Source organism: Streptomyces sp. NBC_01283, from assembly GCF_041435335.1.
GTDB lineage: Bacteria > Actinomycetota > Actinomycetes > Streptomycetales > Streptomycetaceae > Streptomyces.
On record NZ_CP108430.1, the window covers coordinates 3,053,839 to 3,068,519 of the forward strand.

Sequence of the window (14,681 nt, forward strand, 5' to 3'; positions counted from 1 at the left end):
AAGGTGCAAGTCATGACCTCCTGTACGAGACGTACGAACGGGTCGTGGTGAACCTCTCAGGTTCCGATGACAGATGGGGAGGATCGACCTCGCCTCGCCCGTCATGCCCTGGGAGTTCCCTTTATGAGTACCGCCCCCCGTCTGACAGCCCTCGATGCCGTGCATCGGGCGCTCGGCGCGACGATGACCGACTTCGCGGGCTGGGACATGCCGCTCCGCTACGCCAGCGAACGCGACGAGCACAACGCCGTGCGCACCAAGGCCGGTCTCTTCGACCTCTCCCACATGGGCGAGATCACGGTCACCGGACCGCAGGCCGTGGATCTCCTGAACTTCGCGCTGGTCGGCAACATCGGCTCCATCGGTGTCGGCCGCGCCCGCTACACGATGATCTGTGCCGAGGACGGCGGGATCCTGGACGACCTGATCGTCTACCGGCTCGGTGACGCCGAGGCCCCGGAATACATGGTCGTCGCGAACGCCTCGAACGCGCAGGTCGTGCTCGACGCGCTCACCGCGCGCGCCGACGGCTTCGACGCCGAGGTCCGCGACGACCGCGACGCGTACGCGCTGCTCGCCGTCCAGGGTCCCGAGTCCCCCGGCATCCTGAAGTCAGTCACGGACGCGGACCTGGACGGCCTGAAGTACTACGCGGGTCTGCCGGGCACGGTCGCGGGCGTGCCCGCGCTGATCGCCCGGACGGGCTACACCGGCGAGGACGGCTTCGAGCTCTTCGTCGCGCCCGGTGACGCCGAGAAGCTGTGGGGCGCGCTGATGGAGGCGGGCGAGTCCGTCGGTCTGGTGCCGGCCGGGCTGTCCTGCCGTGACACGCTCCGCCTGGAGGCGGGCATGCCGCTGTACGGGCACGAGCTGACCGCGGAGCTGACGCCCTTCGACGCGGGCCTCGGCCGGGTCGTGAAGTTCGAGAAGACCTCGCAGTCCGACACCTTCGTGGGGCGCGCCGCGCTCGCGGCCGCCGCCGAGCGCGCCGAGACCGCTCCCCCGCGCAAGCTGGTCGGCCTGATCGCCGAGGGCCGCCGCGTCCCGCGCGCCGGCTTCCCCGTGGTCGCCGACGGCAAGGTCATCGGCGAGGTCACCTCCGGCGCCCCGTCCCCGACGCTGGGCAAGCCGATCGCCATCGCGTACGTCGACCCGGCGCACGCGGCCCCCGGCACCGAGGGCGTCGGCGTGGACATCCGCGGCACGCACGAGCCGTACGAGGTCGTGGCGCTGCCGTTCTACAAGCGCCAGAAGTGACACCCCGCACAACCGCCTCGTTCACCAGCACTCCCCCGCGTACAGGAGAATTCAGGTCATGAGCAACCCCCAGCAGCTTCGTTACAGCAAGGAGCACGAGTGGCTCTCGGCCACCGAGGACGGTGTCGCGATCGTCGGCATCACCGAGCACGCGGCCAACGCCCTCGGTGACGTCGTCTTCGCCCAGCTCCCCGAGGTCGGCGACACGGTGACCGCGGGCGAGACCTGCGGCGAGCTCGAGTCGACGAAGTCCGTCAGCGACCTGTACTCGCCGGTGAGCGGCGAGGTCGTCGAGGCCAACCAGGACGTCGTGGACGACCCGTCGCTGGTGAACTCCGCGCCCTTCGAGGGCGGCTGGCTGTTCAAGGTGCGCGTCGCGGAGGAGCCGGGGGACCTGCTCTCCGCCGACGAGTACACCGCGTTTTCCGGCAGCTGAAGCCTCCTAAAGACCCCTAGGGACCACCTGATGTCGCTTCTCAACACCCCTCTTCACGAGCTGGACCCGGACGTCGCCGCCGCCGTCGACGCCGAGCTCCACCGCCAGCAGTCCACCCTGGAAATGATCGCCTCGGAGAACTTCGCTCCGGTCGCCGTCATGGAGGCCCAGGGCACGGTCCTCACCAACAAGTACGCCGAGGGCTACCCCGGCCGCCGCTACTACGGCGGCTGCGAGCACGTCGACGTCGCCGAGCAGATCGCGATCGACCGGGTCAAGGAGCTGTTCGGCGCCGAGTACGCGAACGTCCAGCCGCACTCCGGCGCCTCCGCCAACCAGGCCGCCCTCTTCGCGATCGCCAAGCCCGGCGACACGATCCTCGGCCTCGACCTGGCGCACGGCGGCCACCTCACCCACGGCATGCGCCTGAACTTCTCCGGCAAGCAGTTCAACGTGGTCCCGTACCACGTGGACGAGGCCGGTCTGGTCGACATGGCCGAGGTCGAGCGCCTGGCCAAGGAGAGCAGCCCGAAGGTGATCATCGCGGGCTGGTCCGCCTACCCGCGTCAGCTGGACTTCGCCGAGTTCCGCCGGATCGCCGACGAGGTCGGCGCGTACCTGTGGGTCGACATGGCGCACTTCGCCGGGCTCGTCGCCGCCGGTCTGCACCCCAACCCGGTGCCGTTCGCGGACGTGGTCACCTCCACCACGCACAAGACGCTCGGCGGCCCGCGCGGCGGCATCATCCTGGCCCGCAGCAAGGAGTTCGCCAAGAAGCTGAACTCCGCGGTCTTCCCCGGCTTCCAGGGCGGCCCCCTGGAGCACGTGATCGCCGCGAAGGCCGTCTCCTTCAAGGTCGCCGCCTCCGAGGAGTTCAAGGAGCGCCAGCAGCGCACCCTGGACGGCGCCCGCATCCTGGCCGAGCGCCTGGTGCAGGACGACGCGAAGGCCGTCGGCGTCGACGTCCTGTCCGGCGGCACGGACGTGCACCTGGTCCTGGTGGACCTGCGCAACTCCGAGCTCGACGGCCAGCAGGCCGAGGACCGCCTCCACGAGGTCGGCATCACGGTCAACCGCAACGCGATCCCGAACGACCCGCGCCCCCCGATGGTCACCTCGGGCCTGCGGATCGGTACGCCCGCGCTCGCGACCCGTGGCTTCCAGGAGGACGACTTCCGTGAGGTCGCCGACATCATCGCCGAGGCGCTGAAGCCGGGCTTCGACGCGGAGTCGCTCAAGGCCCGCGTCTCGGCCTTGGCAGCGAAGCACCCGCTGTACCCCAACCTGTAGCAGTTTCGTACGCTTTACTTCGTACGATTCTTCGGGGCACCGCGCACACTGGACAGTGAGGACAGTGAGTGCGGTGCCCCGGCTCATGCCCCGCTTTCGCAGTTCTCGCAGTTCTCTTTCGTAGTTCTCTGCACCACCCCGGCAGACAACGGCGTCTACCAACCACCATTGGAGTTTCTCGTGGCCCTCTCGGTCTTCGACCTGTTCTCGATCGGCATCGGCCCGTCCAGCTCCCACACGGTCGGTCCCATGCGCGCCGCCCGTATCTTCGCGAGCCGCCTCAAGAACGAGGGCCTGATGGCCCACACCACCGCCATACGGGCCGAGCTCTACGGCTCGCTCGGCGCGACGGGCCACGGCCACGGCACCCCGAAGGCGGTCCTGCTCGGCCTGGAGGGCGAATCGCCGCGCTCGGTCGACGTCGAGTTCGCCGACGACCGCGTCGAGCAGATCAAGAGCACCGGCCGCATCAACATCCTCGGCATGCACGAGATCGACTTCGACTTCGACGAGGACCTGGTCCTGCACCGCCGCAAGGCCCTGCCGTACCACGCCAACGGCATGACGATCTTCGCGTACGGCCATGACGGCGGCATCGTCCTGGAGAAGACGTACTACTCCGTGGGCGGCGGCTTCGTCGTCGACGACGACGCGGTGGCGGGCGAGAACCCGATCGTGCCGGACGACACGGTCCTCAAGCACCCCTTCCGCACCGGTGACGAGCTGCTCCGCCTGGCCGACGAGACCGGCCTCTCCATCTCCGCGCTGATGCTGGAGAACGAGAAGGCGTGGCGCACCGAGGAGGAGATCCGCTCGGGGCTGCTCGACATCTGGGGCGTCATGCAGTCCTGCGTCTCGCGCGGCATGTCCCGCGAGGGCATCCTGCCGGGCGGCCTCAAGGTCCGCCGCCGCGCGGCCAACTCGGCCCGCCAGCTGCGCGCCGAGGGCGACCCGCAGGCCCGCGCCATGGAGTGGATCACTCTCTACGCGATGGCCGTGAACGAGGAGAACGCCGCGGGAGGCCGCGTCGTGACCGCCCCGACGAACGGCGCCGCGGGCATCATCCCGGCGGTACTGCACTACTACATGAACTTCATCCCCGGGGCGGACGAGGACGGCGTGGTCCGCTTCCTGCTCGCGGCCGGCGCGATCGGCATGCTCTTCAAGGAGAACGCCTCGATCTCCGGCGCCGAGGTCGGCTGCCAGGGCGAGGTCGGCTCCGCCTGCTCGATGGCGGCAGGCGCCCTTGCCGAGGTGCTCGGCGGCAGCCCCGAGCAGGTCGAGAACGCCGCGGAGATCGGCATGGAGCACAACCTCGGCCTGACCTGCGACCCGGTCGGCGGCCTCGTCCAGATCCCGTGCATCGAGCGCAACGGCATGGCGGCCGTGAAGGCCGTGACCGCGGCGAAGATGGCGATGCGCGGCGACGGCAGCCACAAGGTGTCCCTCGACAAGGTCATCAAGACCATGAAGGACACCGGCGCGGACATGAGCGTGAAGTACAAGGAGACGGCGCGGGGCGGACTCGCGGTGAACATCATCGAGTGCTGAGGCCTCAGCACTGCCTCAGCACTCGAAGAACAGCGCCTCCGCGCCCACCGGCCGGTAACCCGCTGCCTGGAACGCCCGCACGCTGCGGGCGTTCCCGGTGGACTGCTGCGACCACACGTGGGAACCGGCGGGCACCAGGTGCCGGGCGGCGAGCGCAAGCGCCCTGCCGAGCCCCCGGTGGCGTACGTCCTCCCGCACCTCGATCGCCGTCTCCCATCGCCCGGTGAGGCCGCGCCCGAGCACCAGCACGCCGCCGCCCTCGGAGGCCCACACCCGTACCTCGTCGCGGCGCTTGCGGGCCCGCGCGACCCGGGGGTGGTCGGGGTCGGCGATCTCGCGCAGTCCGAGCTCCGGGTCGGGGCCGCCCGGCAGCGCGTCGGCGACGGTCATGAGGTCGGTGGTGTCCGTGGCGCGTCCCGTGCGCTCCATGAAGGCGAGCAGGAACCGCGGGTTCATGGTGGCGGCCAGCGGGTCGCAGTCGAGTGCGGCGAGGGTGGCGCGCACCCACCGCGGGTCCTCGTCCGTGAAGACCACCGAGTGCGCGGTGAAGGCGATCACGCCCGCGTCGCGGTGGCACGGCTGCGGCACGACGGTGGTGGTGCCGTCGGGCGGCGGGAAGTGCCCGTGGGCCGCCGCGTCAAGGATCGCCCCGAGCGTGGAGGGGGTGCTGGCCATGGGCGTACTCCTTGTGATCGCGTCCCCGGACGGCCGATACCCTAACCCCCGTCAGTAGTGCACCAAGAAGGGGTGGATCCGGTGGCGGACATCGAGGAAGCACGCAGGACGTTCGAGCAGTTCGACGCGGACGGCGACGGCTTCATCACGGCGGCCGAGTGGAAGTCGGCCATGGCGAAGATGGGGGACTTCTACGTCACCGAGACGGTGGCCGAGGCCGTGATCGGCACGAAGGACACCGACAAGGACAAGCGTCTCTCCTTCGACGAGTTCTGGGCGAGCCTGAACAAGTAGGGGAACCACGCGGAAGGGGCCCGGCACACACGTGCCGGGCCCCTTCCGCGTGCTCAGCGGGGCGTGCTCACTGCGGGCGGCGCACCGCCCGGACGCTCCACCGCCCCTCCGTCCGCTCCAGCCGCACCGGGTGGTCGAAGCACTTGCTGATCTGGTCGCTGGTCAGTACGTCGTCCACGGCGCCGGAGGCGTGCGTGCGGCCGTCCCGCAGGAGCAGCGCGTGCGTCGTACCGGCCGGGAGCTCCTCCAGGTGGTGGGTGACCAGGACCGTGGCGAGCTCGGGGTGGCTCTCGCGCAGGGTGTCGAGGCTGTCGAGGAGGCGTTCGCGGCCCGCGAGGTCGAGCCCGGTGGCCGGTTCGTCGAGCAGGAGGAGCCGCGGCCGGGGCATCAGTGAGCGTGCGATCAGGGTCCGTCCGCGCTCGCCCTGGGAGAGCGTGGGCCAGCGCGCGTCCGTGCGGTGCGCGAGGCCGAGCATCGTGATCAGCCGGTCGGCCTGCTCCTCCTGCCCGGGCGTGGGACGCCAACGGGGCAGCGGTTCCACGCTGTTGGTGAGCCCGGTGAGGACGACGTCGCGGACCCGCAGGGGCGAGCGGAGCGGATGGCGCGGGTTCACATGACCGACGTACGCGCGCAGGTCGCGCAGGTCGACGCTGCCCAGGCGGCGGCCGAGCACCTCGACCGTGCCGTGCGTGGGGTGTGTGACGGCGCCGCAGAGGCTGAGCAGGGTCGACTTGCCCGCGCCGTTCGCGCCGAGCAGTGCCCAGTGCTCGCCGGGGCGGACGGTGAGGGTGACGTCTTCGAGGATGGGGCGTCCCTCGCGTAGGACGGTGACGTCGGCGGCGTGCAGGACAGGTGGCGCGTACGTGGAGGAGTGCACGGTGGCCTCTCGGCTCGGTCGGCTGGCCGACCGGCAGCACGGCGCCCCGCGGCGGGGTGCCGGTCGTTTCAGGCCCCGCCGCGGCTGCCGAGAAGAGGGAGACCGCGGAAGATCATGCGGACACCCTAACCACACCTCGGGTCCGGCGCAGACAGAACCCCGTTACGTACTCGGGCAGTTGCCCGCCCGTCGGCAGCCCCGCCCCTAACCGGCCGACCGGCCCTCTCCCTTCCCCGCGCCATCGGTCCCGTACAGCCGTGCCGAGGCGTCCACGTGTGCCATCCGGCGGATCGCGTTGAACACCGCCTCCCCCAGCACCGTGCCGATCACCACGCTCTCCACCAGGTCCTCGACCGCCACCCGCCGGTCCACGTAGCCGAGGTCGGCGCGGGCGGCCCTTTCGGCGGCGTCGTCGTCGGCGTCCCCCGCCGAACCGAGCCGGTCCGCGGCGCCCGGACATCGACGGGTTCCGTGAGCTGCTCGTCCTCCACCCGCTGGTGATGGGGCCGCTCCTGGTCCTGACGATCCTCCTCTCGCCGTTCGGGCTGCTGCTCTTCCTGCCGATGCCGAAGGTGCCGGGGATCCGGGGCGATCAGCCCCGGCCGCCGGCGGACTTGGCGGGCCTGAGGCCGCGCTGATCGACCACATCGCGCTCCAGGACCGCGCTGCTGCCGTAGACGACCTCGGGATTCCCCGCCTTGCCCGGCTTGCCGCCCGGCTTGTGGTTCTTCGTCATGTAGCCGCGCGAACCGAGGTAGGTGAAGGTCTTCTTGTCGAAGATCCATTCGCTGCGCGTGGCGAACGCCGACTCCTCGATGGTGATGCCGATCCCGTGGCGGCCCGCCGCGTCCACCGCGTCGGGCACCACCACCACACCGGGGAGCTTGGCGACCGCCTTGTAGAGGGCGGCGGCGTTCTCCGGCGGCATGACCGACCCGCCGACGAGGTCGCCGATCCGGTCGAAGACGGCCTGCGCCTTCGTCTCCCGCTCACCGGTCACGTCCGTCTCGGCGTACAGCTTCTTCAGGAGGGCGTCGGGATCGGTGGGCAGCGTCGCGAGCCAGTCGTACGTCGGGCGGTCGGGCCCCTCCGGAATGGCACCGCTGTCATCGGAACCGTCCACGGCGGACGCCTCGATCGGCACGTCCTGCCCGGCCATCGGAGCGCCCTTCCCGCTCGTGCGGGTCATGCCGATGTCCGTGACGGGCTCGGGGTTCTGGGACAGCCAGATCTCTTCCTTGTACAGGGGTCCGAGCTTCACCGGGCCGTCGAGCTCGCCGTCGTTGGACTGGACGAGGCTGCGCAGGTAGACGAACTGGCTGTCCTTCACGGGCTTCGTTCCCGACTTCAGGGACGCGGTGGCGATCCGGTCGAGCGTGACGGTCGCGGCGGGGGTGGCACCCCGTCCGGCGCCCATGTCGCGTACGCCTCCGGTGCCGCCGGAGGGAAGCGTGGCGGCCAGGATCCCGGCCACCGCGAGCGCGCCCGCGGCAGGCATCAGCACCGCCGGACGCAGCAGCCTGCGGCGGGGCGACGCGGGGGCGGAGCCGGGGGTGGAGTCAGGGGCGGTGTCGTGGTCGATCTGCTGCATCAGGGCGTCCTTGTGGTGAAGATGACGACCCGGCGGGAGTTCCCATTCGTCCTCGCCCGACTCCGGCAGCAGCCCGGCCAGTTCCCGGGCCTCGGCTGCGGCCTCTCCCCGAGAGGGGGTGGCGGCGTTCATCGGAATTCCTCCCGCAGGGGCAGGGCCGCGAACGCGGCCTCACTCTCTACCTCTCCGCGGCCACGGAGCGGTTCCGTCACGTTCTTCACCTTCGACGCACCCGTCACATCCACCCCGTCCTCGCTGAGCTTCCGCAGCCGCGCCCTGGCCCGCGAGAGCCGCGACCGCACCGTGCCTACCGGAACGCCGAGCGCCTGAGCCGCCTGCGCGTAGTCGAGCCCCGACCACACGCACAGCACGAGCACCTCACGCTCCGGACGGCGCAGCCGCCGCAGTGCGCCGTGCACCGCCGCCAGCTTGCGCGCGTCGTCCATCCGCCCCGCCGACTCCTCCGCGAAGTCCGCCACTTGGGACGGCGACGGCTGCCGGGACAGGAAGGCGAGCCGTCTGCGCAGGCCACGGTTGGCGTTCTGCGCCTTGTGCGTCGCGATGCCGAGCAGCCACGGCTTGAGCGAACCGCCGCCCGGCTCCAGACGCTCGCGGGTGCGCCAGGCCGCGAGGAAGGTCTCGGACATGACCTCCTCGGCGGTCGACCAGTCGCCGGTCAGCCGGAGGGCATGGTTGTAGACCGTCCGCGCGTACGCCTCGTACAACTCACCGAACGCCTCCCGCTCGCCCGCCCGGATACGCGCATGGATGCCGCCTCCCGGATCTCCCGGATCTCCCAGTTCAGTACGCCTCACATCACGTACCTCTCCGCGACCCCGGACGAGTTCCTGTGCCCCGCGTCACACCGCCTGGCCACCGCTGTCCGGCGCCCGCAGCCGCCGGTACTGCCCCGGGGCCACCCCGAACTCCCTCTTGAACGCCTTGGAGAAGGCGAACTCGGAGGTGTAGCCCGCCCGTTCGGCGACCTGCCGCAGCGGCAGATCCTCCTCGCGCAGCAGCCGGCCGGCCGACGTCATCCGCCACCAGGTCAGGTACGCGAGCGGGGGCATCCCCACGGTCGCCGCGAACCGGCGGGCGAACGGGGCCCGCGACAGGCCCGCCCGCGCGCCGAGCTCCTCGACCGTCCAGGGCCGCGCGGGGTCGTCATGGATGGCGTGCAGCGCGGCCGTCACCGCCGGGTCCCGCAGGGCCGCCGCCCAGCCCGCCGGGTGTTCGGCGGGCTGCTCCCGGAGCCACCAGGCGCGCAGGATGTAGAGCAGCATCGTGTCGAGCAGCGCGGGCACGACCGCGTCGGACCCCGGCTGCGCGTCGGCGAGTTCGGCGCCGAGGAGCTCCACCGCGGCCCGCAGCGAGGCGTGTTCGCCGACCCTGGCCGGCAGGTGCACCACCTCGGGCAGGTGGGCGAGCAGCGGATGGGCGCGTGCCTTGTCGAGCTGATAGGCGCCGCAGAGCAGCACCGTGGCAGCACCCTCCCCCGCGCTCCGGGACACCCTCGGCCAGCGCCCGTCCGCTTCGAGCGCGAACTCCTCCAGGGGTACGCCGGGCGCGCTGGCCAGGCCGTGCCCCCGCCCGTGCGCGAGGAAGACCACGTCGCCGGGTCCGAGCGCCACCGGCTCCGCGCGCTCACCGGCGGGAAGCAGCCAGGCCGAGCCCTGGAGGACGACATGGAACCCGGCGCCGTTCGACGGGGCGAAGCCGATGCCCCAGGGGGCGTGCTGGTACGTACGGGAGGAGTGCGGGAGGCCCGTCCGCATGGCGGCGATCGCGTCACTGAGTACGTCCATGTCCGAACCGTAGCCCTTGACGCGGGCAGCGAGACGTACGGATAGAAAAGAGAGATCAGCAGGCATGGAACGTCTCGCACGGCACACATAGCGTCGTCGGCATGACAACTCCGCGCACCACGACCGGCGTTCGCACCGTCCTCTTCGACGAGATCGGCGGCCCCGACGTCCTCACGGTCCACGCGCTCGACCTGGCGGCCCCCGGCCCGGGTGAAGTCCTGGTCCGCGTCGAGGCGTTGGGCCTCAACCGCGCCGAGGCCCTCTTCCGATCCGGGGGCTACTACTACCAACCGTCCCTCCCCGGCTCCCGGCTCGGCTACGAGGCCGCCGGAACCGTCGAGGCGACCGGCGACGGAGTCACCGAATTCGCCGTGGGCGACACGGTGTTCACCGGCCCCGGCATCGAGATGAGCACCCAGGGCGTCTACGCCGAGCGCGTCGTGCTGCCCGAGTCCGCCCTCGTGCCGCGCCCCGCCGAGGTGGACGCGGTCACCGGGGCCGCCGCCTGGCTGACGTACACCACGGCGTACGGCGGCATGATCGAGACCGGCGGTCTGCGGCCCGGCGACCACGTCCTGATCACCGGCGCGTCCAGCGGCGTCGGCACGGCCGCGATCCAGGTCGCCCGGCGGATCGGCGCCGTCCCCCTCGCCACCACGCGCACCGAGGCGAAGAAGCAGCAGCTCCTGGACCTCGGCGCGGAGCACGTCATCGTCACGGACGGCAAGAACACCGAGGACGTCGTGAAGGAAGCCAGACAGTCCACCGGCGGAAGCGGCGTAGAACTCATCTTCGACGCGATCGGCGGCCCCGGCTTCCGCACCCTGGCCGAGGCGCTCGTGCCGGACGAGGGCACCGTCGTCGCCTACGGCTGGCTCGACCCCCGCCCCGCGGAGCTGCCGTGGATCGCGGGCCTGAAGATCCACTTCTACGCCAACGCCACCCTGACCACCTCACCCGGTGGCCGCCGCCGCTCCACGGCCTTCCTCAACCAGGGCTTGCGCGACGGCACCCTCCGCCCGCCGGTGGCCGAGGTCTTCGACGGCCTCGACCGCATCCGGGACGCGCACCGTCTGATGGAGTCCAACAGGCACTTCGGGAAGATCGTGGTCACACTCTGAGGGGGCCCGACCACCGAGCCGGAATACTTCCCCCGTTCCGGAGGTTGGCTCCGCTAAGAGCGCTACGACACCGGCGAACCAACCCCCGGAAGGGTCAGTCATGAAGATCGGCATCATCGGAGCGGGCAACATCGGCGGCAACCTCACCCGCCGCCTCAGGGCCATCGGCCACGACGTCGCCGTCGCGAACTCCCGTGGCCCGCAGACCCTCACCGCCCTGGCCGAGGAGACCGGCGCCACGGCGGTACCGGTCGAGGAGGCCGCGCGCGGCGCCGAGGTCGTCGTCGTCACGATCCCCCTGAAGGCCGTACCGAACCTGCCGTCCGGCCTCCTCGACGGCGCCGCCGAGAACGTCGCCGTCATCGACACCGGCAACTACTACCCGCAGCAGCGCGACGGGAAGATCGCCGAGATCGAGGAGGGCCTGACCGAGAGCCGCTGGACCGAGCGCCAGATCGGCCACCCGGTGATCAAGGCCTTCAACGGCACCTACGCCCAGGACATCCTCGACAAGCCCCAGCCCAAGGGCACCCCCGGCCGCGTCGCCCTCCCGGTCTCCGGCGACGACGAGGCCGCCAAGAAGGTCGTACGCGACCTGCTCGACGAGCTGGGCTTCGACACCGTCGACAACGGCGGTCAGGACAACTCCTGGCGCCAGCAGCCCGGCACCCCGGTCTACGGCCTGGCGAAGGACGCCGAGGCGGTCACCAAGGCACTGGCCGAGGCCTCCCCGGAGCGCACGGCGGAGTGGCGCGCCTGACCGCCACGGGCCGCACTGCGGGGGTGACTACGGCTCGGCCCACTCCCGCAGCGCGTCCTCGTCCTCGAAGTTCGCGACGTTCTTGTCCAGTGGCGTCGACGTGTACTGGTGGATGCGCCACTTCGCCTGGATGCGGGGCTTGCCCGCCGAGACGTAGTCGGCGATCCAGAGGGCGTCGCCCGCGTACGACGTGCGGTCGTGGTTCAGCCAGAAGTCGCGGTTCGTGTAGAGCAGCACCCGGTGGTCGGGGCGCAGGCGCTTCACCTCGCGGATGAAGCGGTCCTTCTCCGCGTTGCTCGCCCGGGTGTGCTCGCCCGTCCACTCCCAGTCCACCGCGAGCAAGTCCCCTGATTTCTCAGGGGACTTGTTGACGAAGTACTCCGCCTGGGCCGTGATGTTCCCCGGCCACAGGAAGTGGTAGAAGCCCACCACGCATCCGCCGTCCCGTGCCCGCTTCACCTGTGCGGTCAGTCGTGGATTGACGTACGAACGGCCCTCTGTCGCCTTGATGATGACGAAGGATATGCCGTCCGTGTCGAACGTGGACTGGTACGAGCTGACGTCGATGCCTTTGAGCACGGGCAGCCTCCTGAGCGGCAGAGGGGAGGTCGGCGAGATCTACCCTTGTGGTGCCCGGTGGCCGTGATGGTCAACCGTTGAATGACTCAGCGGAAGATCCCGGTGTGCCCCAGTGAGTAGCGGCCGGGCTGCGGGTACACCGCGAGGCCGTGCGGGCCGTTGCCGACGGGGATGCGCGCGGTCTGGACACCGGTGCGGGTGTCGATGGCGTACACCTCGGAGTCGTAACGGCCGGAGAGCCAGAGGGTGTGGCCGTCCGCGGACACCCCGCCCATGTCGGGGCTGCCGCCCTGGGGGAGCTTCCACTTCTTGGTGAGTCTGTTCTTGGGGAAGTCGAAGACGGAGATCGTTCCCTCGCCGCGGTTGGACACGTACATCTCGCGTGAGTCGCGGCTGACGTACAGACCGTGGGTGCCCTTGCCGGTCGGCAGGAGCTTCGGCTTGTCGAACTTGTCGCCGCTCAGGACCCACATGCCGTCGGCCATCATGTCGGCGACGTAGAAGGTCTTGCCGTCGGGCGAGACCTTCACGTCCTGCGGCATGGCGCCCTTGAAGGGCAGTTTCTGCTGGCCCACGACCTTCATCTTCTCCGTGTCGACCTTGAGTAGTTCGCCGGAGAACTCGCAGGAGACGATGAAATAGCGTCCGTCGGCGGAGAAGTCGGCGTGGTTGACGCCGTAGCAGCTGACCGGTTCGGTCTTGACGGTCTTCATGGTGTGCGGGTCGCGGAAGACCAGCTCGCGGTCCATCGAGGCCATCACGATGGCGTACTTGCCATTGGGCGTGAAGTAGAGGTTGTACGGGTCGTGCACGTCGACCGGCTTGCCCGCCCTGCCGGTCTTGGGGTTGATCGGCGTGAGCGTGTGGCCGCGGTTGTTGTTGACCCAGAGCGTCTTCATGTCCCAGGAGGGCACGACGTGCTGCGGCTGGACGCCGACGTCGATCGTGTCGATCACCTCGTACTTCTTGGGGTCGATGACCGAGACGGTGTTGGAGCCGGTGTTGGGGACGTAGATCCGGGAGGGGAAGTCCTTGACCACCGGGGAGAGCTTGCCCGGGCGGTCGGCCGCGTAGACGTCCTTCGGGTCGAGGACGGGCGGCATGCCCGGCAGGCCCGGCGCGGCCTTGGTCCTGGCGGGCTTCTGGATGCCCTTGGTGCTGAGGGCTTCGTCCGCGTGGTCGTCGCTTCCGCAGCCGGCGAGCGCGGCGGCGACGACGGCTCCGGCGGCGATGACCGCTGCGGTGCGCCGGGTGAGGTTCAGGTGCGGGGTCATCAGGTCAGCAGCTCCGTGGTCGTCACGGCGCGCAGGCCGCGGTGGTCCAGTTCTTCCAGGACGGCGGGGAGCGCGGCGACCGTGTCCGCGTACCCGAAGTGCAGGCTCACGACGGAGCCCGCGCGCACCTCCGAGGTGATCTTGCGGGTGACGGCCTGGGCTCCCGGCGAGGTGAAGTCGAGGGAGTCGACGTCGTACGAGAGGACGTGCGGGTAGCCGGCGCGGCGGGCGAGGCCCGCGACGAGGGGGGTCGCGGTCTCGGCGCGCGAGGGACGGAACCAGGTGCCGATGGAGCCGGTCAGGCGGCGCAGCCGGTCGGCGCACCCGGTGATCTCCGCGTAGGCGTCGGCCTCGGACATGGCGTTGATGGTGCGGTGGTGCTGGGTGTGGTTGCCGAGGTCGTGGCCGCCGTCGAGGATGCGGCGGGCGAGCCCGGGGTGTTCGTCGAGCCAGCTGCCGACGGCGAGGACGGTGATCCTCGCGTCCGCCTTCTCGGCGATGGCGAGCAGGGACCGCGCGGTGGCCGGGTCGCCCTGGCCGTGGAAGGTGAGGGCGACCTGGGGCCGGCCGCGGGGGCTGTGCGCGATCTGGTCGGGGAGGCCGGGGAAACGGCGGGGGGCGGGGGCGGCGCGGGGTGCTTTCGCGGCGGGCGGCCTGGCAGGCGCGGTCCGGTGCGCTGCGGGGGCGGATCCGGAGGCGGCGCAGCCTGCGGTGAGCGCGCCCGCGACGGCCAGTCCGGCGCCCGCGCGCAGGGCTCCACGGCGGTCGGTCTCGGTCACCCGACCATTTAATGGGCAAAGAGGGTAAAAGCCGCTGATTGCCCGCGCACAAACCGTGCGGGTCGGGGCCGCGGGGGCACCTGGTCACCCGGCCACCCCTTGCGGAACACCTGTCACAGCCGGAACTTAACCAGCGTTTACCAGGCAGGTGTCCCAGCTCACCAAGGATTCACCTGTGAACTGTCAGAGTTTGCACCGTTATGACCGGATAGGGACTTTTGGATCAGTGGCCCCCGTCTGCCATAGTCGAAGCCACGACCCCCATTGACCCGGGCTCAGGTCGTCATCAGCGCCCGTGGACCACACCCCTTTGTCCACGGCGCTCCGCGCAGGCCCCCGCAGCGCCGCACGTCGGCGACCGGGGGCTTTCGCGTGTTCCCGCCCGCTCACAG

16 protein-coding genes are annotated in these 14,681 nt (G+C 70.7%); 7 read left to right on the forward strand and 9 right to left on the reverse strand.

Annotation, left to right across the window (positions count from 1 at the left end):
• Window positions 1-123 precede the first annotated feature (123 nt).
• From gcvT to OG302_RS13700, 4 genes are all read left to right on the forward strand, one after another.
• A complete protein-coding gene (gcvT, locus tag OG302_RS13685; protein WP_371527046.1) occupies window positions 124-1,257 on the forward strand; it encodes a glycine cleavage system aminomethyltransferase GcvT in 1,134 nt (377 codons plus the stop codon).
• 58 nt (window positions 1,258-1,315) lie between these two features.
• Window positions 1,316-1,693, forward strand: coding sequence for a glycine cleavage system protein GcvH (gene gcvH, locus OG302_RS13690; protein ID WP_371527047.1), 378 nt, complete (start codon window positions 1,316-1,318; stop codon window positions 1,691-1,693).
• A gap of 30 nt (window positions 1,694-1,723) precedes the next feature.
• Complete coding sequence (glyA, locus tag OG302_RS13695) at window positions 1,724-2,983, forward strand: serine hydroxymethyltransferase (RefSeq protein ID WP_371527048.1); 1,260 nt, start codon at window positions 1,724-1,726, stop codon at window positions 2,981-2,983.
• 180 nt (window positions 2,984-3,163) lie between these two features.
• A complete protein-coding gene (locus OG302_RS13700) occupies window positions 3,164-4,534 on the forward strand; it encodes an L-serine ammonia-lyase (RefSeq protein ID WP_371750114.1) in 1,371 nt (456 codons plus the stop codon).
• Between the two features lie 15 nt (window positions 4,535-4,549).
• Here OG302_RS13700 and OG302_RS13705 read toward each other — a convergent pair whose 3' ends face one another.
• A complete protein-coding gene (locus tag OG302_RS13705) occupies window positions 4,550-5,209 on the reverse strand; it encodes a GNAT family N-acetyltransferase (RefSeq protein ID WP_371527049.1) in 660 nt (219 codons plus the stop codon).
• 81 nt (window positions 5,210-5,290) lie between these two features.
• On the opposite strand from OG302_RS13705, the gene OG302_RS13710 reads away from it, so the two are divergent.
• Window positions 5,291-5,503 (forward strand): EF-hand domain-containing protein, encoded by a 213-nt coding sequence (locus tag OG302_RS13710; RefSeq protein ID WP_371527050.1) that lies wholly within the window; start codon window positions 5,291-5,293, stop codon window positions 5,501-5,503.
• A gap of 67 nt (window positions 5,504-5,570) precedes the next feature.
• Here OG302_RS13710 and OG302_RS13715 read toward each other — a convergent pair whose 3' ends face one another.
• From OG302_RS13715 to OG302_RS13735, 5 genes are all read right to left on the reverse strand, one after another.
• The gene (locus OG302_RS13715) at window positions 5,571-6,380 is read right to left on the reverse strand and encodes an ABC transporter ATP-binding protein (protein ID WP_371527051.1); all 810 of its coding nucleotides are present in this window, start codon (window positions 6,378-6,380) and stop codon (window positions 5,571-5,573) included.
• 204 nt (window positions 6,381-6,584) lie between these two features.
• Complete coding sequence (locus tag OG302_RS13720) at window positions 6,585-6,752, reverse strand: hypothetical protein (RefSeq protein ID WP_371527052.1); 168 nt, start codon at window positions 6,750-6,752, stop codon at window positions 6,585-6,587.
• 220 nt (window positions 6,753-6,972) lie between these two features.
• On the reverse strand, window positions 6,973-8,103 hold the full coding sequence (locus tag OG302_RS13725; protein ID WP_371527053.1) for a CU044_5270 family protein: 1,131 nt from the start codon (window positions 8,101-8,103) through the stop codon (window positions 6,973-6,975).
• The gene (locus tag OG302_RS13730) at window positions 8,100-8,786 is read right to left on the reverse strand and encodes an RNA polymerase sigma factor (protein ID WP_371527054.1); all 687 of its coding nucleotides are present in this window, start codon (window positions 8,784-8,786) and stop codon (window positions 8,100-8,102) included. Before OG302_RS13730 ends, OG302_RS13725 begins: the two co-directional genes overlap by 4 nt.
• 45 nt (window positions 8,787-8,831) lie before the next feature.
• Window positions 8,832-9,776: an AraC family transcriptional regulator gene (locus OG302_RS13735; protein WP_371527055.1), complete on the reverse strand. Its 945-nt coding sequence runs from the start codon at window positions 9,774-9,776 to the stop codon at window positions 8,832-8,834.
• Window positions 9,777-9,877: 101 nt separating this feature from the next.
• On the opposite strand from OG302_RS13735, the gene OG302_RS13740 reads away from it, so the two are divergent.
• Both OG302_RS13740 and OG302_RS13745 read left to right on the forward strand, forming a co-directional pair.
• On the forward strand, window positions 9,878-10,897 hold the full coding sequence (locus tag OG302_RS13740; protein WP_371527056.1) for a zinc-dependent alcohol dehydrogenase family protein: 1,020 nt from the start codon (window positions 9,878-9,880) through the stop codon (window positions 10,895-10,897).
• 100 nt (window positions 10,898-10,997) lie between these two features.
• On the forward strand, window positions 10,998-11,657 hold the full coding sequence (locus OG302_RS13745) for an NADPH-dependent F420 reductase (protein WP_371527057.1): 660 nt from the start codon (window positions 10,998-11,000) through the stop codon (window positions 11,655-11,657).
• Between the two features lie 27 nt (window positions 11,658-11,684).
• Here the strand turns inward: OG302_RS13745 and OG302_RS13750 are convergent, their stop codons facing one another.
• The 3 genes from OG302_RS13750 to OG302_RS13760 form a co-directional block, all read right to left on the reverse strand.
• On the reverse strand, window positions 11,685-12,236 hold the full coding sequence (locus OG302_RS13750) for a glycoside hydrolase family 25 protein (RefSeq protein ID WP_361838407.1): 552 nt from the start codon (window positions 12,234-12,236) through the stop codon (window positions 11,685-11,687).
• Between the two features lie 86 nt (window positions 12,237-12,322).
• A complete protein-coding gene (locus tag OG302_RS13755; RefSeq protein ID WP_371527058.1) occupies window positions 12,323-13,510 on the reverse strand; it encodes a YncE family protein in 1,188 nt (395 codons plus the stop codon).
• Window positions 13,510-14,289 (reverse strand): polysaccharide deacetylase family protein, encoded by a 780-nt coding sequence (locus tag OG302_RS13760; protein ID WP_371527059.1) that lies wholly within the window; start codon window positions 14,287-14,289, stop codon window positions 13,510-13,512. The genes OG302_RS13755 and OG302_RS13760 overlap by 1 nt, the downstream gene beginning before the upstream one ends.
• Window positions 14,290-14,681: the final 392 nt, after the last annotated feature.